Source organism: Streptomyces sp. cg40 (genome assembly GCF_050320165.1).
Taxonomy (GTDB): domain Bacteria; phylum Actinomycetota; class Actinomycetes; order Streptomycetales; family Streptomycetaceae; genus Streptomyces; species Streptomyces hokutonensis.
This window is the reverse complement of the sequence record NZ_CP190128.1, coordinates 1455555-1477501: the sequence shown is the minus strand read 5'-3', so window position 1 is coordinate 1477501 and position 21947 is coordinate 1455555. Positions and strand designations below refer to the sequence as shown.

Below are 21947 nucleotides of genomic sequence, written 5' to 3'. Positions count from 1 at the left end.
GGGGCGTCGGAGGGACGCCTCGCCCGTCATACGCGCACGAACAGTTCGTGTACGGCGACAGCGGCACACCTCTGACAGAATCGGGCCCCACCCCGCTCGTCCCAGGGAGCCCGTCATCACCGACCAGGACCGACCGCAGGCGTTGCTGGAGTCGCCGCTCCACCTGCTCCGGCGCGCGCTGCAGAGCTACGCCGCCCAGTGGAACAGCGTCGTGGGCGATGTCACCCCGCCGCAGTACGCGGTGCTGATGACAATCCGCGAGCGGCCCGGCATCGACCAGTCCCGGCTCGGCGAGATCACCGGCATCGACTTCGCCACGCTGGCCCCGCTGGTGCACCGGCTGGAGCAGCGCGGGGTGCTGGACCGCCGGGTCGACCCCGCCAACCGCCGCCGCAAACTGCTCACCCTCACCGAGGCGGGGGTGGCGTCCGTGGAACGGATCGGGCCGCTGAGCGAGTCGGTGGACGAGCATGTCCTCGGCGGGATTCCCGCCGAGATGCGGGCCACGTTCATCGAGGTCCTCCAGCGGATCAGCACCGCGGAACGGCCCGGTGCCTGAGAAGCGGGTGCCCCCTCGCCCGTGATCGGCGGGGCGGCGGTCACATAGAGTGGTGGCGTGTCCTCAGGAAACAGCGTGGTGGCGCGTAACGTGCGCCTTCTCAGAGAGCAGCGGGGGCTGTCCCTGGCCGAGTTGGCCCGCCAGGCGGGACTGGCCAAGCAGACGCTGTCGAAGCTGGAGCAGGGGACGGGCAACCCCACCGTCGACACACTCTTCTCCATCGCGACCGCCCTCGGCGTGCCCGTCACGCGACTGGTGGCCGAGCGGGAGCAGGTCATGGCCGTGCAGCGGGCCGACGAGGTGGTCTGGCGGCAGCACGAGGGATACGAGTCCCGGTCGCTGGACCACGTCTACGGCTCCGGTGTCATCGAGAACTACCTGGTGCGCGTCGCGAGTGACCCGCGGGGGACGCGCAAGCCTTCGGAGCCGCATCCGGTGGGCACCCTGGAGCACCTGTACGTCATCAGCGGACGGGTGCGGGTGGGGCCCGTCGACAGTCCGGTGGAGCTGTCGGCCGGGGACTTCGTGCGCTACCCGGGCGACCGGCCGCACATCTACGAATCACTCGACGGCGGCGAGAGCCTGATCCACATCGTGGTGAGTGTGCCGCGCGTGCAGCCGGGCACCGGTGGCACCAACCTCGCGCGGACCCACGGCGGGGACCCGGAGTGAACCCCGCGATGCGGGACTAGTCGTGCTCGACGGTCGGGTCGCGGTGGGGTTCGAGCCGGCTGTCCGGTTCGGCCGTCGGTGATCCGCCGCGCTTCCCGGTGGGCGCTTCCTGGGCCATGGACGCGAGGAGGCGCAGTTTCTCGTCGCTCTCGCTGCCCTGATCGGCGTAGTAGAGGACCAGGAGCAGACCGTCGACCGGGAGCTTTTCCCGGTGCAGGCGCAGCGCACCGACGACCGGATGGTTCACGGTGGTGGTACCGCCGTCGAGGCCGCGGACGTCATGGCGTGCCCAGAGAGTCCGGAACGGCTCGCTCGACAGCGCCAACTCGCCCACCAGCTCGACGAACCGCGGGTTGTCGACGTCGTCGCCGACGGACTTCCTGAAGGCGGCGACGAACCCTTCCGCGGAGCGCGTCCAGTCCTGCTGGAACTCCTGTTCCTCGGGATCGAGCAGCAGGGACCGCAGACGGTTGTACCCGGGCCGCAGGCGCGGCGAGAGCGCGACCGCGAGCCGGTTGGACGCCAGCACGTCGTACGCGCGCCCTTCGACGAACGCGGGAACCTGGACGCCGCTCAGGAGCTGATGCAGCCGCGCGGGCACATGCTCCGGCTTGCGGCGCCGCCGAGGTTTCTGGCGCGGAGCGGCCAGACCGAGGAGGTATTCCTGTTCGAACTCGTCGAGGTGCAGGACCCGCGCCAGCGACTGGAGGACCTGCGGTGAGGGGTTGCGGTCGCGGCCTCGCTCCAGCCGAAGGTAGTAGTCGGCGCTGATGCCCGCGAGCAGGGCGACCTCTTCACGGCGCAGTCCGGTGACGCGGCGGTTCGCACCGGCCGGAAGTCCGGCCCGCTCCGGAGTGACCAGCGCCCGCCGGGCACGGAGGTAATCGCCGAGCAGGTTGGCGTGGCCGTCGTCGCTCATGGTCGGCAGCGTAATTCAGGGCCAGCTCGGCTGAGGGGGCCCTGTCAGGACCACGGAAGACGGGGGTACTGCCTCCGGCCGGCGAGCGGATCGACACTGACGGTGTCGCCGTACGGGAGGGGAGCCACGCGGTCACCTCGGCTGAGCCGAGCGCGCCCGCGAACCGGGACCCGCCCCCTCATCGACCGCGTCGGCGCGCCCGGCGCCGCCGTGCCCTGAACAGGAGCAACCCATGGACATCACCCGCCGCACCGTCTTCATCGCCGGCGCCACCTCCGGAATCGGTCGCGAACTCGCTCGCCGCTTCGCCGCGGCCGGCAGCACCGTCGTCATCGGCGGCCGGCGAACCGACCTGCTCGACCGGCTCGCCGCAGAGGGGTTCGCCACCGTTCCCATCGACGTCACCGACCAGGACAGCGTCGACGGTGCCCGCGACACGATCCTTCACAGCCACCCCGGCCTCGACACGATCGTGACGATGTCCGGCATCGGCGTCCCGGAGGACCTGCGCGATCCGGCGCACTTCGATGCCGCACACCGGACGATCGACACCAACCTCCTCGGCACCATCCGTGTCATCGACGCGTTCACCCCGCACCTGATCGGACGCGGCAGCGGCACCGTCATCACGGTCACCTCGGGCATCGGGTTCCTGCCGTTCCCGGTCATGCCGACGTACGCCGCTTCGAAGGCCGGAGTGCACGCCTACTCCGAGGCGTTGCGCGCACAGCTGGACGGCACCGGCATCGAGGTGACCGAACTGGTCCCCCCGGCGGTCGCCACCACGCCGGAGCAGCTGCTGCGCAACCCCCGCGCGCTCGAACTGACCGCGTTCGCCACCGAGGTGATGGAGCTGCTCGGCGCCGACCCCACTCCGCGCGAGATCCTGGTCGAGGGTGTGCTGATGCACCGTTGGGCCGAACGCGACGGCACCTACGACGAGTTGGTCGCCCAGCGGTCACAGGCGCTCGCGATGCTCCCCGGCCGGGGGTGAGCACGTCGGCCGACCGAGGCGTGGAGACGCGGCACCGACGCGACCGGCGCTCCCGCCGTGCGCCACCCGACCGGTCCCGGCGCCGTCCTGAGCCTCATGGGCGGCACCCGGCGTCGAGGACCGTCTGGAACGCGTCGGTGACCGGGCGGAGCGCGTCGTCGAGTCCGTCGACGTCGACCGCCCCGGCCGTACTGTCCGCCGCGGCCCACTGCCGGAGCACCGCGACATAGGCGGCCTGCACGGCCCCGCCGACCGCGGCCGGAACCGGGGCGCCCGCGTCGAGCCCCGTGCGCTCGCCCACATAGCCGCTCACCGTCTCGGCCCACACACGCCAGTGCGCCGCGGTCTCCGCGACGAGTGCGGCGTCCTGGTCGAGCACCCGGAAACGGTCCAGCCAGGAGTGCGGTGCCGCCTCCTGTGAGAGGCGTGTCGACCGGACGACCGCGGACCGCACGGCCGTCATGACGGGCGCGTCGTCGGCGTCGAGGAGCGCCGAGCGCAGCCGCTCCACGGCGCGGTCGAACTCGCCCCAGACGATCCCGGCCTTCGAGCCGAAGTAGCGGAACAGCGTCGAGCGTCCGACGCCGCCCGCCGTCATGATCGCCTGCATCGTCGTCGCCTCGTAGCCGTCGCGGAGGAGGAGTTCGAAGGCGACCTCTTCGAGTGCCGCACGGGACGAAGCGGGTGGTCGTCCTCGGCGGGAGGGGGCGGCGGTCATCGTCCGATCCTAGGTCAGAGCATTTTTGGGACGGAGTACCATTAATGCGGGAGTGGCTGATCACGCGCCACTCCGCCCACTACTCCGGTCACCCGCCGGGAGACGTACGCACGAGGAGCCAACGATGCGCGCATGGCAGTTCACCGAAGTCGGAGCACCCCTCACCCTCAACGAGGTGCCCACACCCACGCCGGCCGCGGACGAACTCGTCGTGCACATCCGCGCCGCCGGGCTCTGCCACAGCGACGTCGGATTCCTCGACGGCACGCTGACGTCGCTCCTGCCGTTCCGCCCGATCACCCTCGGCCACGAGATCGCGGGGGTCGTCGCCGCCGTGGGATCCGGCGTCACCCAGTTCACCGTCGGCCAGAACGTCGTCATCCCCGCGGCCATCGAAGGACCGGGCACATCGAAGAACGGCGGCTTCGCGGACGAGGTCGTGGTCCTCGAACGACTCGTCGTACCGCTGCCCGACGGGGTGCCGTTCGACCAGGCGGCAGCCGCCACGGACGCGGGCCTCACCTCCTACCACGCGGTCTCGGTGCAGGGCAGGGTCACCGCCGGCACCCGGGTCGGGATCATCGGCCTCGGCGGGCTCGGTTCGCTCGGCGCCCAGGTCGCGCTGGCACTCGGGGCGACATTGTTCGTCGCGGAGAAGAACGAGCTCGTGCACGACTTCGCGCGCTCGCTCGGCGCCGCGAAGGTCGCGAGCGACATCACCGAATTCGCCGGGGAGGACCTCGACGTGGTCATCGACTTCGCCGGCTTCGGCACGACCACCGACGGCGCGATCCACTCCGTCCGCCGGGGCGGCCGCATAGTCCAGGTCGGCCTCGGCCGCGCCCGCGCCGAGATCGACCTCCAGGCGCTCACCCTCAACGAGGTCGAACTCGTCGGCTCGCAGGCCGGCACGAAGGAGGACTGCGCGGCGGTGCTGGACCTCGTCGCCGAGGGCAGGCTCACCTCGCGCATCACCCCGATCACGTTCGAGGAGATCGGCGACGGCATCGGCCGGCTCGAACGCGGCGAGGTCATCGGGCGACTGGTCGCCGTATTCGGCTGACCTCGGCTCGTTCGCTACGGCGGGAAGTGGCGCCGCGAGCGCATCAGCGCTGTTTGCCGTACGGTCCGCTGGATCAGCCGCGACCGTGTCGGTCGCGAGCGGTGGCACTTCCCTGGGACCCCGGTGGGCGTCGGCCCGCCGGAAGCGGCGGGCTGCGCCGCTGGCCCGCTTCCCGCCGCCGTACGCCGGTGGTCAGCTCGCCTGCAGAGCGCTCAGCCCGGACGACGCGGCCTGTCGCGCCGCTGCCGCGGTGATCGCGCGGCCCGCCTCGTAGGCCACCCGGCGCAGCGCCGGTGCCACGCGGGCCGGGTCGAAGCGCTGGTCCGCGCCCGCGACCGAGAGGGCGGCGACGGGGCGTCCGCCGGGTCCCAGGACGGGGACGGCGACGCAGGTGAGGCCGATGGCCGCCTCCTGGCGGTCGTGGGCGATGCCGTCCTGGCGGATGCGCCGCAGTTCGGCCCGGAAGCGGTCCGCGTCCGTGAGGGTGTAGGCCGTACGGGCCGTGAGACCTGCCTCGATCGCGGACTCGGCCGCGTCGTGGTCGAAGGCGAGCAGGGCCTTGCCGACTCCTGTGCAGTACGCCGGGATGCGGGCGCCGATCCGGGAGGGGGAGCGGGCCGCACGGTGACCGTGGATCTTGTTGACGTACACGACGTCGGTGTCGCGCAGGACGGCGAGATGGACGGTCTCGTGGGTCAGCTCGTACAGGTCCGTGAGGTACGGCAGCAGCCGGTCCTGCAAGAGGAGGGGCGTGGGGCCGTAGACGCGGGTGCCGATGTCGAAGAGCTGGGAGCCCAGGCGGTAGTCGCTGCCGACCCGTTCGACGAGGTCGTTGCGCTGGAGGATGCCGAGCAGCCGGAAGGCGGTCGACTTCGTGAGCCGCGCGTGCCGGGCCAGCTCGCTCACGCCGATCTCGTGGTCGTACTCCGCGAGCGACTTGAGCAGGATCAGCGCCTTGTCCACCGCCGTCTGCCGTTCCGGCGCGGCGGCCGTCTCCCCGTCGGCGGCGGACTCGGCCACGACGGACTCGGTGGGGGCGGGCTCAGTGAGGGCGGCGAGCGGCGGGTGAACTGGCATGGCGGGCTCCGGGATGCTTCGGGGCGGCCATTGAAATGGACGCACGTCCACCATAGGTGACAGTTTCGGTGTTGTAAACGACGTGTGGCTGTGCCAGGCATCACCGGCGCGGTCCCCTTCCGCGGCAGGCCCCGGCCTCCGGCCCGCCGCCCCGGACCTCGTGCCGCCGCGTGCCACATCACGGCACGCGGCCTGGGCCGATCGTCGGGCGGCCACGTCTCCTAGGGGGCATGCAGTGCTACGACGTCCCGGAGGCCCAGCGATGACATCCGCACCCGTCCGCCCGGCCGACCGCCTGGCCCGCGTCGGTGAGCCGTCGGCCGACGTCGGCGCGCACTTCGATCTGGACCACGGCCTGATCGACCGGACCATCTTCAGTGACCCCGCCCTCTACCGGCAGGAGCTGCGCCGCGTCTTCGCGCCGAGCTGGCTGTTCCTCGCGCACGAGAGCCAGTTCAGCAAGCCCGGCGACTTCTTCACCACGTACATGGGCGAGGACCCGGTCATCGTCGCCCTGGGCCGGGACCGGAAACTGCGCGCGTTCCTCAACGCCTGCCGCCACCGGGGCATGCGGGTCTGCCGGGCCGACGCGGGCGCCACGAAGGCGTTCACCTGCAGCTACCACGGCTGGTCGTACGACATGTCCGGCAAGCTGGTCAACGTACCCAACGGCGAGGACTACCCGGACCACTTCGAGCAGGACCGGTGGGGACTGATCGAGGTCGCCCAGCTCGACACGTACAAGGGGCTCGTCTTCGCGACCTGGAACCCCGAAGCCCCGCCGCTCACCGAGGCGTTGGGCGGTCTGACCTGGTACCTGGACGCCATGCTCGACCGCGACCCGGAGGGGACCGAGGTCGTGGGCGGCGTACACAAGTGGGTACTTGAGGGCAACTGGAAGCTGGCCGCAGAGCAGTTCGCCTCCGACTGGTACCACGTCAACATCTCGCACGCCTCCGCGCTGATGGTGATGTCGCCGACCGGCAAGGGACCGAAGGCCGACGTCGTGCAGACACCCGGCCGCCAGTACACCGACCCTCTCGGCCACGGACACGGCTTCCCGACCCACCCCAAGAGCCGCTTCGACGACCGGGTCGTGCACGACTGGTACGACTACGACGCGCTGCGCGAGCGCCTCGGCGACACCCGCGTCGAGGGACCGATGACCACCGGCCACGGCACCGCCTTCCCCAACTTCTCCTACCTCCCCGTCAACGGCTCCATCCGCGTCTGGCACCCCAAGGGCCCGGACAAGATGGAGGTCTGGGCCTGGACCATCGTCGACAAGTCCATGCCCGACGAGGTGAAGGACGCCCAACGCCTGTACAACCTGCGGACGTTCGGGCCGACGGGCATCTTCGAGCAGGACGACGGCGAGAACTGGAGCGAGTGCCAGGCCACCGCCCACGGCTTCGTGGCCGGCTCCATGACCCTCAACTACCAGATGGGGCTCGGCATTCAGGCCGAGGACGGCATCCATCCCGGCACCACCGGCCGCCTCTACAGCGACGGCGCCGCCCGCGGCTTCTACACCCGCTGGCGCGACCTGATGAACACGCCCGCCTGGCACGAGAAGGCCGGCGAGAATGCCACTGAGAAGGACTCCCGATGAGCACGACCAGCACCGGTATCCGCGTCGCCGAGGTGGGCGACATCGAAGACGGCGAAGCGCTCCAGGTCCCCGCCGAGACCACCGGCCACGGCGACACCATCGCCGTCTTCCACGACGGCGGCGCCTACTACGCCCTCGACGACACCTGCTCCCACGGCCAGGCCTCCCTCTCCGAGGGCTGGATCGAGGACGGCGAGGTCGAGTGCCCGCTGCACAGCGCCCGCTTCTGCCTCAAGTCCGGCCAGCCGCAGTGCATGCCGGCCACGGTCGCGATCCGCACCCACCGCGTCGAAGTCCGCGACGGCGGCGTGTGGTTGCACCCCGGTCAGGAGGCCGGAGCATGACCTCCCTCCGGCGCATCGCCGTCGTCGGCGCGGGCCTGGCCGCCGTCTCCGCCTGCGACGCCCTGCGCGCCCAGGGATACGACGGAGAGCTCGTCGTGTGCTCCGCCGAGCACGGGCTGCCGTACGACCGTCCGCCGCTCAGCAAGGACGTGTTGCTCGGCAAGGCCCGGCGCTCCGACATCCTGCTGCGGCCCGAGAGTTGGTACGAGGCGGCACGTGTCGACCTGCGTGAGGGCGCGGCCGTACAGGCCATCCGTCCGCACGAGGGCGGGCTTGAGCTGGCCGACGGCCGGACGGTCGCGGCCGACCGGATCGTCCTGGCGACCGGAGGCATCCCGCGTGCGCTGCCAGTACCCGGCGGCGACGACCCGGCCGTACACCTGCTGCGCACCTGGGAGGACGCCGAGCGTTTGAGGGAACGGCTGTTGCCCGGTGCCCGGGTGGCCGTGGTGGGTGCCGGACTGATCGGTGCCGAGACCGCGGCCGTGGCCCGCGCGTTGGGCTGCCGGGTCACCCTGATCGACCCCGTGCCGGTGCCGCTGGCCGCCGTGGTCGGCGACGACATCGCGGGCGCGCTGCACCGACGGCACTCCGCCGAGGGCATCGAGGTGATCACCGCGGGGGTGGAGCGGGTGGAACACCGGCCCGGCGGCCTCGGCGTCCTCGTGCACCTGAACGGGTACGGCGCCCCGGTGGCCGCCGACACCGTGGTCGCCGGTATCGGCATCCGCCCGGCCACCGCACTCGCCGAGGCCGCCGGCCTGCACGTGGACAACGGCATCGTCGTCCGGCCCGGTCAGCGCACCTCCCACCCCAACGTCTTCGCCGTCGGCGACGTGGCCCGCCTGGACGGTCACCGCGTCCGGCACGAGCACTGGGAGGCCGCCCAGCACGACGGCGAGGCCGCCGCCCACGGCATCCTCGGCCGCCTGGCCCCGGAGCCGGGGGCCACCTGGTTCTGGTCGGACCGGCACGGCTCGCGGCTCGAAGCGGTCGGGACCATGGCCGACGCCGAGCGCACCGTCCTGCGGGGCACACCGGACGACGGCTCCTTCGCCGTCTTCGGTCTGCGCGGCGACGAGGTGGTCGCGGCGGCCGCCATCGACCGCGCTCGCGACATCAAGGCCGCCCGCCGGCTCGTCGACCGCGGCGTCACGGCCGACCCCGCTCAACTCGCCGACGAGAGCGCCGACTTGCGCACGCTTCTCAAACGCTGACCAGCTCTGACCGGCGCGTGTGCCGCCCGTTGGCACACGCGCTCCCCGAACCACCCTCACCGCGCTGCAATGACAGCACCGGGCGCGGCCCGCAGGAGGACCCACCGATGAGCATTCATCCCCCGGAGGCGAAAGTCGCCGCGACCCCGCCCCGCACACCCGACGGCGACGGAACGCTCGACGACGACATCCGGCTCCACTTCGAGGTACAGCGCCTCTACACGGTCGAGGCACACCTGCTCGACCAGCACCGCTACGCCGACTGGCTGGAGCTGTTCGCCGAGGACCTGCACTACTGGGCACCGGTGCGGACCAACCGGCTCCGCCGGCAGCAGGCCCTGGCGGACGGCTCACCGGGCGAGGTGGCGATCTTCGACGAGAACAAGGCCAGCCTGGCCTGGCGCATCCGCCGCTTCGACTCCGGCATGGCGTGGGCCGAGGACCCGCCCTCCCGCACCCGGCACCTGATCACCAACGTCATGGTCGCGCCGGGCGACGAACCCGGCGAGTACATCGCCGAGTCGGCCTTCCTCTGCTACCGCAACCGCCTGGAACGCGAGGTCGACCTCTACGCCGGCGGGCGCACCGACGTCCTGCGCCGCACCGAGGACGGCGGCCTGCTGATCGCCCGCCGCACGATCCTGCTGGACCAGAACGTCCTGCTGGCCAAGAACATCAGCACCTTCCTGTGATGACCATGACCGACCGGAGCCCGCTCGTGAGGACTGAAGAGATGGAAGAGCCGAAGCTCGTCGAGCACACCGTGCAGACCTCGTTGGGCCCCATCGCCGTGAGCGAAGCCGGCGAGGGCCCGGTGCTGGTGATGCTGCACGGCGGCGGCCCCGGCGCCAGCGCGGTGGCCAACTACCACCAGAACCTGGCCGCCCTCACCCCGCACTTCCGCGTAGTCCTCCCGGACCAGCCGGGCTTCGGCGGCAGTTACCGCCCCACCGAGGCGGACCTCGACGCCCGCAGCATCACCCAGATCACGGTCGACGCGCTGCTCCAGACCCTGGACGCCCTCGGTATCGACCGCTTCCACCTGCTCGGCAACAGCCTCGGCGGTGCCGCGGCCATCGCCACCGCGCTCGAAGTCCCCGAGCGGGTCGAGAAGCTGGTGCTGATGGCGCCGGGCGGCGGCTGGCTGCCCTTCGGACCGACCCCCACCGAGGGTCAGAAGGCGATGTTCCGCTACTACGGCGGCGAAGGCCCCACCGTGAAGAAGATGCGGGACTTCATCCGCGTCATGACCGCCGAGCCCAAGCGTTGGGAGGACACCGTCCAGGCCCGCTACGAGGCCTCCCTGGACGAGTCCCACATCGCCTTCTACCACTCCTACAACGCGGCCTTCGCCAAGCGGCACGGCATGGATCCGCTGTGGCAGCGCGTCCACAGGATCAAGGCGCCGACGCTGCTGCTCTGGGGCCGCGACGACCGCACCATCACCCTCGACGGGGCCCAGCTCATGCTCAAGCAGATCCGCGACGTCCAATTGCACGTCTTCGGCGGATGCGGCCACTGGGTTCAGCTGGAGCGGCAGGCCGAGTTCGAGCGCCTGGTCACCGACTTCCTCGGAGCCCGGTGATGGCGGGCTGGCTGGAGGGCGACGTCGCCCTGATCACCGGCGGCGGTTCCGGCATCGGCCGTGCGGTCGCCCTGCGCTACCTCGCCGAGGGCGCGCGTGTCGCCGTACTCGGCCGCACCGCGGCGCAGCTGGCGGAGGTGGTCGAGGCCGCCGGCGAGCTGGGCGACCGCGTGCTGCCCCTCACCGGCGACGTACGCAGCCCCGACGACCTGCACCGGGCCGTAGAAGCCACGGTCGCGGAATTCGGCAAACTGGACATCCTGGTCCCCAACGCCGGTATCTGGGACTATCACCGCAGCGTCACCCGGCTCACCGGCAAGGAGCTGTCCGAGGCCTTCGACGAACTCTTCGGCATCAACGTCAAGGGGTACGTCCTGGCCGTGGAGGCGGCCTGGCGCGAGCTGGTCGCCACCCGGGGGAGCATCGTGATGACCCTGTCCAACGCCTCCTTCCACACCGACGGCGGCGGCTCCCTCTACACCGCCAGCAAGCACGCGTGCCTGGGCCTGCTCCGCCAGTTCGCCTACGAGCTGGCGCCCAAGGTCCGCGTCAACGGCGTCGCCGTCGGCGGCATGCGCACCCAGCTGCGCGGCCCCCAGAGCCTGGGCCTGCAGAACCGCACCCTGGCCGCGTCCTTCGCCAAGAACGAGGCGTCCGGCACCGAGCAGCCCCCGCTCATCCCGCTCTACGACTCCAGCGTCGAGCCGGAGGACTTCACCGGCCCGTACGTCCTGCTCGCCTCCCGTGCGAACAGCGGCACCGTCACCGGCGCGGTGATCCCCGCCGACGGTGGTATCGCCGTACGGGGCTTCCGCAACCCCGCCGGCGGCACCGCCCTCTGACCCCAGCCCCTCGCCCCTGTTCACCCGCCTCGTCCGACAGCCATCGAAGGAGCCGACGCCATGGCCGCCGTCGACATCAGCCCCGCAGCCGCGGTGTACCGCAGAGCCCAGTACGCCCCGACCACCACGGCCGTGATCTACGAGGGCCGCGAGGTCTCCTCCGCGCGGCTCGGCCGTACGGTGGCCGCGCTCGCCGCCGGGCTGGCCGAGCACGGTCTGCGCCGCGGCGACCGCATCGCCTACCTGGGCTTCAACAGCCTCGCCTTCTTCGAGACCCTGTTCGCGGCGGCCCACCTGGGCGCGGTCTTCGTGCCCGTCAACTTCCGCCTCGCCGCCGACGAGGTACGGCACATCCTGACCGACTGCGGCGCCCACACCCTTGTCGTCGAGGAGGGCCACCGTGAGCTGGCCGAGTCGATCCTCACCGAACTGCCCACCCGCCGCCACGTGTTGATCGACACCGACCCGGCCTGCCCCGCCGCGACCGCACCCGCCGCCGTATGGACCCCCCTGTCCGAACTGCTCGTCCGCGGCGGGACGCGACGGGACCCCGTCCCCGCCCACGACGACGACCTCGCGGTCCTGATGTACACCTCCGGCACCACCGGCCGGCCCAAGGGCGTCACGCTCACCCACGGCAACCTCTGGTGGAACGCCACCAACGTGGACAGCGTCGTCGACACCCGGCCCTACGACGTGAACCTCGCCGTCGCCCCGCTCTTCCACATCGGCGGCCTCAACGCCCTCACCCTGCGCGCCCTGCTGCGCGGCGGAACCGTGGTCCTGCGCCGCGGGTTCGACCCGGCGCAGTGCCTGGAGGACCTGGTCCAGCACCGCGTCAACTCGCTCTTCGCGGTCCCCGCCATGTTCTCCGCGCTCGCCCGGGTGCCCGGCTTCGCCGACGCCGACCTGAGCGCCCTGCGCGCCCCGATCGTCGCGGGCGCACCTGTCCCACCCCAGCTGATCAGAGACTACGCCGCTCAGGGCGTCCTGCTCCAGCAGGCCTGGGGGCTGACCGAGACCTCGCCCTTCGCCACCTACCTCCCGGCCGCGCTGACCGAGGAGAAGGCCGGATCGGCCGGGGCGCCGATGCCGTACACCGAGATCTGTCTGACCCACCCCGGTACCGGTGCGAAGATCCACGAAGCCGAGACCCGCGGTGAGATCTGCGTCCGGGGGCCCAACGTCACCCCCGGCTACTGGAACAACCCCGAGGCGACCGGTGCCGCCTTCGACGACGCCGGCTGGTTCCACACGGGCGACATCGCGCACCGGGACAAGGACGGTTTCTACTACATCGTCGACCGGCTGAAGGACATGATCATCAGCGGTGGTGAGAACGTCTATCCGGCCGAGGTGGAGCGCGTTCTCATCGAGCACCCGGATGTGGTGGAGGCGGCGGTGATCGGCGTGCCCGACCCCAAGTGGGGCGAGACCGTGCTCGCCTTGCTCACCTGCGAACCCGGTGCCACGCTCAGTGTGGAGGAGGTCCGCGAGTTCACCGGCCGGCACCTCGCCCGCTACAAGCTGCCCACCCGGGTCGTGCTCGTCGAGCACCTGCCGCGCAACGCCAGCGGCAAGCTCGCCAAGGTCCAGCTGCGGCGTCTGGTCGAGGCCGAGGTCGAGCAGAGCACCGGGACCGCGTGAGCGCCGCCATGGCCGTAGTCGATCAGGTACCGGCGCCGCCCGTCCCGGAGTTGGGGGACGGATGGGTGCTGCGCGCGCTCACCGACGGTCCTGCTGTCGCCTGCACCGCCATCGACGCCGATGGTGGCCCGCCGATCCTGTTGCGCCTGCGGCGGGTCCTGCGCGATCCGGTGCGGGCCTGCTACCCGTTCGGGGCCCACGACCTCATCCTGAGCGTCGTCCCGCCGGAAGGCGCCCCGGTCGCCCGGCTGTTGGGCGCCCTCGTCCCGGCGCTCTTCGCCGCCGACCCGCGCTGCCGCCGTCTGGTCGCGGCCCCGGACGAGGACGACGCGGTCGCGCGGGCGGTCCTGGAGGCAGGCGGCTTCCGGCAGGTCACCGAGGCGGATCTGCCCGGTGGCAGCGTGGTGCTGTTCGCGGCCGAGCGACCCGAGGTCGCCGGTCTGTCCACGGCCCTGGACGACATGCCCCACTGACCCCGCTCCGCGGTCACGCGGTGATGCGAAGGGTGCGGATACGGCTGTACAGCGTCGTACGGCTGATGCCCAGCCGCTTCGCGGCGTGCACCTTGTTGCCCCGGCACTCGCGCAGAGCGGCGACGATCGCGTCGTGCTCCGCCCGCTCCAGCGGCGTCATGACCCGCAGGCGGGTACTGGTCCGGTAGTCCGCGGGCAGGTCGTGCGGCGTGACGTCGCCGGCCGAGCGGCTGTCGACGACCGTCCGTACGACCGTGTGCAGCTCCCGGAGGTTGCCGGGCCACGGGTGGCCGGCCAGTACGCCGAGCGCGGCGGGCGTGAAGTGCAGCCGGTCGGCGGCGTCCATGCTGTGCAGCAACTCCCGTATCAGCTGGGGCAGTTCAGCGGATCGGTTCCGTAGAGGCGGCAGGTCGGTCCGGTGGGGGCAGCCCGAGACGAGCACGGCGTGGTGTCCCGTGAGTTCGGTGACCGGAGCTCCCGTCAGGATGATCCACGGGTCGTACCCGTCCAAGAGCCGCCGCAGGCGAACGCAACAGGCTTCGGGCAACAAGTGGATGTCCTCGACCACCAGCACGCGCGCCCCGCCCGTGGCCGCCCGCTCCAGCGCGGACAGCCATGCTTCCTCCCCCTGGGCGGCCACGTCCGACGCGTCGAGGGTCACGATCTCGGCCGGGCAGGCCCCGGCGAGTGAGCGGGCCGTCGTCGAGCGCCCGGTGCCGGGCGGGCCACCGACGTACGCGGGCGTCCCTCGCACGGGTACGGACGGCCGAAGGACTTGCCGGGGCACGATGGCCCGTTCCTCCTGATCCTGGTCCGGGAACTCGAACAGCACGCCGTCCGAACCGGGGGAGACAAGCCGGACGCGGACGGACACGATCCGTCCCGACGACAGCTCCACCGAGCGGACGGGGCACGGCTCACGAGATCCGCCGACCCGGCGTTCCAGATCGCTCGCCAGTTCGCGCAACCGCACGTGGTCGACCGGGTCGAGGAGTTCGGTGGCCGCGGGGTTCGCCAGCACCACGCCCTCGCCGATCACCAGCACCGGCCGGTTCCGCCGGGCCGTCGCCTGGAACGCGGACAGCATCCGCTGCTCGGTACGGCGGGCCGTGCGCAGCAGGTTCTCCTCGATGTCCCGGGCCGCCCGGGCGATGAAGGGGCCGAGGAGCGGGGAGTCGTCACGGGCCAGGCAGGTGATGTCGAGGACGCCTTCGAGGCGGTGGGTCACCGGGTGGATGACGGGCTGGCCGTAGCAGCTCAGCTGTTTGAACGGCTCCACATAGTGCTCCTCGCCGTGCACGGCGAAGCCCCGCCGTAGTTCGTGTGCCGTGGCGATGGCGTTCGTGCCCGTCGTCTCCTCCAGGAACAGCCCGCCCGGGATCCCGCCCAGGCCTTCGAGCCGCCTGCGCAGGGACCCGGCTCCGACGGGGACGTTCACGATCCGTGCGTCCCGGTCGGCGAGGAGGACGCAGAAAGCCGCCATGTCACCGAGCTGGTCGGCGAGCTCGGCGAGTACGGGTTCGGCCGCGACGACGAGTCGGCTGCGCCGGTCCGCCGCGTCCGGGTGCACGGGGATGTCCGGCGTCGACGTGGTGAGGCCGCTCATCGCGGAGCGGTGCCAGGACAGGGCGATCTCCGGCCGTACGGCCCTGTCGGCTGCGGGAGCCGGATCGGGAAAGGAGTTCGTGGCCGTCGTCGTCGGCTGCACCATCGACTACCTCACTCTCATACCGGCAGCATGGTGCTCCGCCGGTACCCCGCCCACCAGGCAGGCGTGCTGCACCGTGGCACACGCGCTGGGGCGCGACGCCGGTGCCGGGCGACTGTGGCTCCATGCTTGCTGCAATCGCCGAATCCCAGAGCGCCGAGGACCCGCTGTCCGGCCTGGTGCTCCGCGACGTCCCGGAACCGCAGCCGCGCCCCGGCTGGTCGCGGGTCCGGGTCGTGGCCTCCTCGCTGAACATGCACGACCTGTGGACCCTGCGCGGTGTCGGGCACCCGCCGGAGCGCCTGCCGATCATCCTCGGCTGCGACGCGGCCGGGTACGACGAGGACGGCAACGAGGTCATCGTCCACCCGGTCCTCGGCGACCCGGACGCCGGCCGAGGCGACGAGACCCTCGACCCGAACCGCGCCCTGCTCTCCGAGCAGCACGACGGAGCCTTCGCGGAGTACCTCACCGTCCCGACCCGCAACCTGGTCCCCAAGCCCGCCTGGCTGTCGTTCGACGAGGCCGCCTGTCTGCCCGTCGCCTGGACCACCGCGTACCGGATGCTGTTCACCCAGGCCGGGATCACCGCCGGGGACCGGGTGCTGGTGCAGGGCGCGGGCGGCGGGGTCGCCTCCGCCGCGATCCGCCTCGCGGTGGCGGCGGGCGCGGTCGTGTACGCCACCAGCCGCAGTGAGTCCAAGCGCGCCGAGGCCGAGGCCTGGGGTGCCCGCGCCGCCGTAGCCAGCGGCGAACGGCTGCCCGAACGGGTCGACGTCGTCATCGAGACGGTCGGCGAGGCGACCTGGTCGCACTCCCTGAAGTCACTCCGTCCCGGCGGAACCGTCGTGATCGCCGGAGCCACCAGCGGCACCAACCCGCCCGCCGACCTCGGCCGGGTCTTCTACCTCCAGCAGCGCATCCTCGGCTCCACCGGCTGCACCCGCGCCGAACTGGTCGCGATGCTCCGGATGATGGAGGCCACCGGAGTCCGCCCGGTGATCGACCGGACGCTGCCGCTCGCGGACATCCACAAGGGCTTCCAGCTCATGATCGACGGCGGGCTGACCGGAAAGCTCGTCGTCCATCCGCCTGCCCAACAGCAGTCCCATCAGCCCGAGTTGTAAGGAATGCCCATGACCGCAGCAGCCGTCGGGCTGTCCCACTCGCCCCTCATCGGCAAGAACGACCCCGAACCCGAAGTCCTCGCCCGTGTCGAGGCGGCCGTCGGCACCGCCAAGGCCTTCATCCGCGACTTCGACCCCGAACTGGTCGTGCTGTACGCGCCGGACCACTACAACGGCTTCTTCTACAAGGAGATGCCGCCGTTCTGCCTGGCCACCGAGGCACACGCGGTCGGCGACTTCGGTACCCGGTCCGGACCGCTCTCGGTCGACACCGCCGCCGCGAAGTCCCTCGCCCAGGGCGTGCTGGACCGCGGCGTCGACCTCACCATCTCGGCCCGGATGACCGTCGACCACGGCTTCGCCCAGCCGCTGGAGGTGCTGTTCGGCGGCATCGACCGGGTGCCGGTGGTCCCCGTCTTCGTCAACGGCGTGGCCACACCGCTCGGCCCGGTCGCCAGGATCAGGGCCCTGGGCACGGCGATCGGCGAGGCGGCCGCGGAACTGGACAAGCGGGTCCTCTTCCTCGCCTCGGGAGGCCTCTCCCACGACCCGCCCGTCCCGGTGCTCGACGGCGCACCGCCCCGCGTGGCCGACGCCCTCATCGAGGGCCTGCCCCCGACCCCCGAACAGCGTGCCAAGGGCGAACTGCGCGTGGTTCAGGCGGGCCGTGACTACGTCGCCGGGTCCACCGCAATGGTCCCGATCAACCCCACCTGGGACAATCGCCTCCTCGACCACCTCGCCCACGGCGAGCTGACGGAGTTCGACTCCTGGACCGTTGAGGCCATGGCGAAGGAGGGCGGCGGCTCCGCCCACGAGGTCCGCACCTGGATCGCCGCGTACGCCTCCCTGGCGGCCACCGGGCCGTACGAGATGACGTCCCGTTTCTACGAGGCGATCCCCGCGTGGATCGCCGGGTTCGCGGTGACGACGGCGCGGGGACGGTGACGACGGCCATGGGACACACAGCAGAAGCCGGTCGGGCGATCGCTCTGGCCGCCGCACGACTGACCGAGGCGCAGGAGCAAGGCCGGCCGGTCGCCCCCATACGAGATCTGCTCGGCACCCACGACATTGAGACCGCCTACGCGGTGCAGCGGGAACTCACCCGCCGCCGACTGGCGGACGGCGCGGTGGTCGTGGGCCGCAAGATCGGCCTGACCGCTCCCGCCGTACAGGCCCAACTCGGCGTGGACCAGCCCGACTTCGGGGTGCTCTTCGCCGGCATGGACGTCTCGGCGCTGCCCGAGGTCCCCTCCCAATGCCTGCTCCAGCCCAAGGCGGAGGCCGAGATCGCCTTCGTCCTCGGCCAGGACCTCGCCGACGGCGACCTGGACCTGCCGCAGGTGCGGGAGGCCGTGGCATACGCGGTCGCCGCCCTGGAGATCGTCGACAGCCGCATCGCCGACTGGGACATCACCATCACCGACACGGTCGCCGACAACGCCTCCAGCGGACTGTTCGTCCTCGCCGAACGCCGCCTCACCCTCGACGAGTTCGAGCCGCGCGACACCCCCATGCACCTGTACGCCGACGGCGTCCTCGTCTCCGAGGGCGTTGGCGCCGCCTGCCTCGGCGACCCGCTCAACGCGCTCGCCTGGCTGGCCCGCACGGCACGGGCGTACGGCGAGCCGCTCCGCGCCGGCCAGGTCGTGCTGTCCGGCGCCCTCGGACCGATGGTCCCGGCGCCGCCCGGCACGACGATCCGCGCCGAGATCGGCCCGCTCGGCGAGGTCACGGCCGCGTTCTCCGAAAAGGCAGCCTTCTCAGACCCGGAAAAGAGCGACGCATGACGAAGACGGCGAAGACGAAGGTGGCCATCATCGGGTCCGGCAACATCGGCACCGACCTGATGATCAAGATTCTCCGCCTGTCGGACACCCTTGAGGTCGGTGCCATGGTCGGCATCGACCCGGCGTCCGACGGTTTGGCGAGGGCCGCCCGCCTGAAGGTCCCCACCACCCACGAGGGTGTCGACGGCCTGATCGCGATGTCGGACTTCGACGACATCGAGATCGTCTTCGACGCCACGTCGGCCAAGGCGCACCTCGCCAACGCCCACCAACTGGCGCCGTACGGAAAGAAGTTGATCGACCTCACGCCTGCCGCCATCGGCCCGTTCGTCGTCCCGCCGGTCAACCTCGACCAGCACCTCGACGCGGGCGCCGACAACCTCAACATGGTCACGTGCGGCGGTCAGGCCACGATCCCCATGGTCGCGGCCATCTCGGCGGTGACCCCGGTCCACTACGCGGAGATCGTCGCTTCGATCGCCTCCAAGTCGGCGGGTCCGGGCACCCGGGCCAACATCGACGAGTTCACCGAGACCACCTCCCACGCCATCGAGGCGGTCGGCGGTGCGGCCCGCGGCAAGGCGATCATCGTCCTCAACCCGGCCGAACCCCCGCTGATCATGCGTGACACCGTGTTCGCCCTCATCGGTGACGCCGACCACGACGCGGTACGGGAGTCGGTCGCGGCCATGGCCGAGCAGGTGGCCACGTACGTGCCGGGATACCGGCTCAAGCAGGAGGTGCAGTTCACCCCCGTGGACGACTCCGAGCCGGTGCACACCCTGCTCCCGGACGGCGGCGCGGGCCCGGTGACCACCCGGGTCTCGGTGTTCCTCGAAGTAGAGGGCGCCGCCCACTACTTGCCCGCCTACGCCGGCAACCTCGACATCATGACCTCGGCCGCCCTCCGGGTCGCCGAGTCGATCGCCCGGCGCAACGCCGTACCCGCGGAGGCCACCCGATGACGACGACCCACGTCGACCGCAAGCTGTACATCCAGGACGTCACCCTGCGGGACGGAATGCACGCCATCCGCCACCGCATCGACCCCGCCGACGTGGGCCGGATCGTCGCCGCCCTCGACGCGGCCGGCGTCGACGCCATCGAGGTCGCCCACGGCGACGGCCTGGCAGGCGGCTCGCTCAACTACGGCCCCGGCAGCCACACCGACTGGCAGTGGATCGAGGCGGCGGCCGAGAACACCACCAACTCGGTGCTCACCACCCTCCTCCTCCCCGGCATCGGCACCATCGCCGAACTCGAACGCGCCCACGCCCTCGGCGTCCGCTCGGTACGCGTCGCCACCCACTGCACCGAGGCCGACATCTCCGCCCAACACATCGCCAAGGCGCGAGAGTTGGGCATGGACGTCTCCGGCTTCCTGATGATGAGCCACATGGCCCCGGCCACCGAACTCGCCGCCCAGGCCAAGCTCATGGAGTCCTACGGCGCCCACTGCGTGTACGTCACCGACTCCGGCGGCCGCCTGACCATGGACGACATGCGCGAACGCGTCCGCGCCTACCGCGACGTCCTCGACGAGTCGACCGAGATCGGCGTCCACGCCCACGAGAACCTCTCCCTCTCGGTCGCCAACAGCGTCGTAGCGGTGGAAGAGGGCGTCACCCGCGTCGACGCGTCCCTCGCCGGCCAGGGCGCGGGCGCCGGCAACTGCCCCATCGAGGCCTTCATCGCGGTGGCCAACCTCCAGGCCTGGAAGCACGGTTGCGACCTGCTCGCCCTCCAGGACGCCGCCGACGACCTGGTCCGCCCCCTGCGCGACCGCCCCGTACAGGTCGACCGCGAAACCCTGACCCTCGGCTACGCGGGCGTCTACTCCTCCTTCCTCCGCCACGCCGAAACCGCCTCGGCACGCTACGGCGTCGATGCGCGAGCCTTGTTGCTGGAGGTGGGGCGCCGCGGGCTGGTCGGAGGCCAGGAGGACATGATCGTGGACATCGCTCTCGACCTGATGGCGGGGCGGGCAACCGCCACCGTGAGCTGAGCACTCGCGCGATCCGGTCAAGGGGTGGGCGCGGCGGCGGCCTCTGCCACGCGGCCCAGGCTGCCGCCCCTACGCACAATCTCGTTCGCGGTGGTGCCGTGCCGTTTGTCGCACTGCATGCCGAGAGTGCTGGCGTAGTCGGCGATGCGGTGGAGGAGTTCCAGACGCGCGCCTTTCCGATGATCCGGGGTGAGGGTCCGGGAGAGCTTGTCGATGAGGCTCCTCGGATCGATCCCGGCCGTGCGCGGAGCGCTGAGAAGGGGACAGAGAAGGTAGTCGGATTCAGTGGCTTCGGCCCAGATCAGCACGGTGCCGAGCGTCGTGCCGTAGCGCGAGGCACCCGCCGAGCAGCCAACTCCCGTCGGTGAACTGCTCGAACTCCTCGCCGACGTCCTGGCTCTGGGCGATGAGGCGGCCTGGGGCATCGACCAGGCCGACGGTGGAGCCGCCCTGACCATCGCGCTCCTCCTCAATCACGACCAGCCGGTGCACTACCTCTCCGGCCGGGCCATCCACCGCACCTCCGAGAGCTATCGCGGTGAAGGCAAGACCGATGCCAAGGACGCCGCCGTCATCGCCGACCAGGTCCGCGTCCGACGCGACCTGCACCCCGTACGCACCAGTGACGACACGATCACCGACCTCAAGCTCCGCACTGGCCGCCGCATGGACCTGGTCGGCGACCGCACCCGCACCGTCAACCGCCTCCGCGCTCACCTCACAGGCATCTTCCCCGGCCTGGAACGGGCGTTGGATCTGACCAACACCGGCCCCCTCACGTTGCCGACGGGCTACCAGACCCCGGCCGCCCTTCGCCGGCTCGGCGTGAAACGCCTGGCCACCTGACTCCGCAACCGCAAGGTCCTCCGTGCCAACCAGCTCGCCGGGACTGCCCCGCCGGCCGCCGAACGCCAGCACACCAGCCTGCCCGGCGAGAAGCTGACCGCCGAACTGGTACGCACGCCGGCGACAGAGATGATCAGCCGCACCCGGCAGATCGCCGAGCTCGACAAGGCCATCGAAGCTCGGTTTCGCGAGCACCACACCTTCGACGTAATCACCAGCATGCCCGGCCTGATTGTCATCCTCGGAGCCGAGTTCCTGGCCGCCACCGGCGGCGACATGACCGTCTTCGGCACCGCCGACCGCCTCGCCGGCTTCGGCGGCGTGGCGCCAGTGCCTCGCGACTCCGGCAAGATCAGCGGAAATCTCGGACGTCCCCAGCGATACAACCGCCGACTCCAGCGCGTCCTCTACATCTCCGCGCTGTTCAGCATCCGAAACTGCGAGGAATCCCGCCGGTTCTACGATCGCAAGCGAGCCGAGGGCAAGCGCCACACCCAGGCGGTGCTCGCCCTCGCCCGCCGCCGAGTCAACGTCCTCTGGGCCCTGTTGCGCGACCGACGGTGCTACGAACCCACGCCGCCCACCGCTCTCGCGGCTTGACAAACCGCATTGGGAATCACTGTCGTGCAGCGTTCCTGGTCGGGCGATGTGATGTGCAGTAGAGGCGGCATCGCAGCTGATCGCCGACCTGAGCGGTGCTGAAGTGGCTGCGCGAACGACCGCAAGTCCCGCAAGAGCGGCACCCC

22 protein-coding genes and 1 pseudogene are annotated in these 21947 nt (G+C 71.4%); 18 read left to right on the top strand and 5 right to left on the bottom strand.

Annotated elements, in window-relative coordinates:
• Nucleotides 1-142 precede the first annotated feature (142 nt).
• Nucleotides 143-559 (top strand): MarR family winged helix-turn-helix transcriptional regulator, encoded by a 417-nt coding sequence (locus ACQHII_RS06545; protein WP_427918332.1) that lies wholly within the window; start codon nt 143-145, stop codon nt 557-559.
• A gap of 90 nt (nt 560-649) precedes the next feature.
• Nucleotides 650-1231: a helix-turn-helix domain-containing protein gene (locus ACQHII_RS06540; RefSeq protein ID WP_427918331.1), complete on the top strand. Its 582-nt coding sequence runs from the start codon at nt 650-652 to the stop codon at nt 1229-1231.
• A 16-nt stretch (nt 1232-1247) separates the two neighbouring features.
• On the opposite strand, the gene ACQHII_RS06535 is transcribed toward ACQHII_RS06540, so the two are convergent.
• Nucleotides 1248-2150 (bottom strand): helix-turn-helix domain-containing protein, encoded by a 903-nt coding sequence (locus ACQHII_RS06535; protein ID WP_427918330.1) that lies wholly within the window; start codon nt 2148-2150, stop codon nt 1248-1250.
• Nucleotides 2151-2382: 232 nt separating this feature from the next.
• Between ACQHII_RS06535 and ACQHII_RS06530 the strand changes: the two genes are divergently transcribed.
• Nucleotides 2383-3144 (top strand): SDR family oxidoreductase, encoded by a 762-nt coding sequence (locus ACQHII_RS06530; protein ID WP_427918329.1) that lies wholly within the window; start codon nt 2383-2385, stop codon nt 3142-3144.
• A 94-nt stretch (nt 3145-3238) separates the two neighbouring features.
• Here the strand turns inward: ACQHII_RS06530 and ACQHII_RS06525 are convergent, their stop codons facing one another.
• Nucleotides 3239-3862: a TetR family transcriptional regulator gene (locus ACQHII_RS06525; protein WP_427918328.1), complete on the bottom strand. Its 624-nt coding sequence runs from the start codon at nt 3860-3862 to the stop codon at nt 3239-3241.
• Between the two features lie 124 nt (nt 3863-3986).
• Here ACQHII_RS06525 and ACQHII_RS06520 point away from each other — a divergent pair, with 124 nt between their 5' ends.
• Nucleotides 3987-4925 carry a zinc-binding dehydrogenase gene (locus ACQHII_RS06520; protein WP_427918327.1) on the top strand — a complete coding sequence of 313 codons (939 nt, stop codon included), beginning with the start codon at nt 3987-3989 and terminating at the stop codon, nt 4923-4925.
• A gap of 192 nt (nt 4926-5117) precedes the next feature.
• Here ACQHII_RS06520 and ACQHII_RS06515 read toward each other — a convergent pair whose 3' ends face one another.
• Nucleotides 5118-6002: an IclR family transcriptional regulator gene (locus ACQHII_RS06515; protein ID WP_427918326.1), complete on the bottom strand. Its 885-nt coding sequence runs from the start codon at nt 6000-6002 to the stop codon at nt 5118-5120.
• A 262-nt stretch (nt 6003-6264) separates the two neighbouring features.
• Between ACQHII_RS06515 and ACQHII_RS06510 the strand changes: the two genes are divergently transcribed.
• The 8 genes from ACQHII_RS06510 to ACQHII_RS06475 all read left to right on the top strand — a co-directional run bounded on the left by ACQHII_RS06510 (nt 6265) and on the right by ACQHII_RS06475 (nt 13722).
• Nucleotides 6265-7614 (top strand): aromatic ring-hydroxylating dioxygenase subunit alpha, encoded by a 1350-nt coding sequence (locus tag ACQHII_RS06510; RefSeq protein WP_427918325.1) that lies wholly within the window; start codon nt 6265-6267, stop codon nt 7612-7614.
• Nucleotides 7611-7958, top strand: coding sequence for a bifunctional 3-phenylpropionate/cinnamic acid dioxygenase ferredoxin subunit (locus ACQHII_RS06505; RefSeq protein ID WP_427918324.1), 348 nt, complete (start codon nt 7611-7613; stop codon nt 7956-7958). Before ACQHII_RS06510 ends, ACQHII_RS06505 begins: the two co-directional genes overlap by 4 nt.
• The gene (locus ACQHII_RS06500; RefSeq protein ID WP_427918323.1) at nt 7955-9175 is read left to right on the top strand and encodes an NAD(P)/FAD-dependent oxidoreductase; all 1221 of its coding nucleotides are present in this window, start codon (nt 7955-7957) and stop codon (nt 9173-9175) included. The genes ACQHII_RS06505 and ACQHII_RS06500 overlap by 4 nt, the downstream gene beginning before the upstream one ends.
• 107 nt (nt 9176-9282) lie before the next feature.
• Entirely contained in the window at nt 9283-9867 is a 585-nt protein-coding gene (locus ACQHII_RS06495; RefSeq protein ID WP_427918322.1) for a 3-phenylpropionate/cinnamic acid dioxygenase subunit beta, read from the top strand.
• Nucleotides 9868-9908: 41 nt separating this feature from the next.
• Nucleotides 9909-10760, top strand: a complete 852-nt coding sequence (locus ACQHII_RS06490) for an alpha/beta fold hydrolase (RefSeq protein WP_427918321.1) — start codon at nt 9909-9911, stop codon at nt 10758-10760.
• On the top strand, nt 10760-11602 hold the full coding sequence (gene hcaB / locus ACQHII_RS06485; RefSeq protein ID WP_427918320.1) for a 3-(cis-5,6-dihydroxycyclohexa-1,3-dien-1-yl)propanoate dehydrogenase: 843 nt from the start codon (nt 10760-10762) through the stop codon (nt 11600-11602). The genes ACQHII_RS06490 and hcaB overlap by 1 nt, the downstream gene beginning before the upstream one ends.
• Nucleotides 11603-11662: 60 nt before the next feature.
• A complete protein-coding gene (locus ACQHII_RS06480) occupies nt 11663-13249 on the top strand; it encodes an acyl-CoA synthetase (protein WP_427918319.1) in 1587 nt (528 codons plus the stop codon).
• Between the two features lie 8 nt (nt 13250-13257).
• A complete protein-coding gene (locus tag ACQHII_RS06475) occupies nt 13258-13722 on the top strand; it encodes a GNAT family N-acetyltransferase (RefSeq protein ID WP_427918318.1) in 465 nt (154 codons plus the stop codon).
• Nucleotides 13723-13735: 13 nt separating this feature from the next.
• Here the strand turns inward: ACQHII_RS06475 and ACQHII_RS06470 are convergent, their stop codons facing one another.
• A complete protein-coding gene (locus ACQHII_RS06470; RefSeq protein WP_427918317.1) occupies nt 13736-15433 on the bottom strand; it encodes a sigma-54-dependent Fis family transcriptional regulator in 1698 nt (565 codons plus the stop codon).
• 122 nt (nt 15434-15555) lie between these two features.
• Here ACQHII_RS06470 and ACQHII_RS06465 point away from each other — a divergent pair, with 122 nt between their 5' ends.
• The 5 genes from ACQHII_RS06465 to dmpG are packed head-to-tail and all read left to right on the top strand — an operon-like array spanning nt 15556 to nt 20355.
• Entirely contained in the window at nt 15556-16557 is a 1002-nt protein-coding gene (locus tag ACQHII_RS06465) for a zinc-binding dehydrogenase (RefSeq protein ID WP_427918316.1), read from the top strand.
• 9 nt (nt 16558-16566) lie between these two features.
• Nucleotides 16567-17505 (top strand): 3-carboxyethylcatechol 2,3-dioxygenase, encoded by a 939-nt coding sequence (locus ACQHII_RS06460; RefSeq protein WP_427918315.1) that lies wholly within the window; start codon nt 16567-16569, stop codon nt 17503-17505.
• 8 nt (nt 17506-17513) lie between these two features.
• Nucleotides 17514-18350 carry a 2-keto-4-pentenoate hydratase gene (locus tag ACQHII_RS06455; RefSeq protein ID WP_427918314.1) on the top strand — a complete coding sequence of 279 codons (837 nt, stop codon included), beginning with the start codon at nt 17514-17516 and terminating at the stop codon, nt 18348-18350.
• Nucleotides 18347-19315 (top strand): acetaldehyde dehydrogenase (acetylating), encoded by a 969-nt coding sequence (locus tag ACQHII_RS06450; protein ID WP_427918313.1) that lies wholly within the window; start codon nt 18347-18349, stop codon nt 19313-19315. Before ACQHII_RS06455 ends, ACQHII_RS06450 begins: the two co-directional genes overlap by 4 nt.
• Nucleotides 19312-20355 (top strand): 4-hydroxy-2-oxovalerate aldolase, encoded by a 1044-nt coding sequence (gene dmpG, locus ACQHII_RS06445; RefSeq protein ID WP_427918312.1) that lies wholly within the window; start codon nt 19312-19314, stop codon nt 20353-20355. Before ACQHII_RS06450 ends, dmpG begins: the two co-directional genes overlap by 4 nt.
• A gap of 17 nt (nt 20356-20372) precedes the next feature.
• On the opposite strand, the gene ACQHII_RS06440 is transcribed toward dmpG, so the two are convergent.
• Nucleotides 20373-20663 carry a hypothetical protein gene (locus ACQHII_RS06440; protein WP_427918311.1) on the bottom strand — a complete coding sequence of 97 codons (291 nt, stop codon included), beginning with the start codon at nt 20661-20663 and terminating at the stop codon, nt 20373-20375.
• Nucleotides 20664-20721: 58 nt separating this feature from the next.
• Between ACQHII_RS06440 and ACQHII_RS06435 the strand changes: the two are divergent.
• Nucleotides 20722-21801 (top strand): annotated as a pseudogene (locus ACQHII_RS06435) (IS110 family transposase); the annotation flags it as partial.
• Nucleotides 21802-21947: the final 146 nt, after the last annotated feature.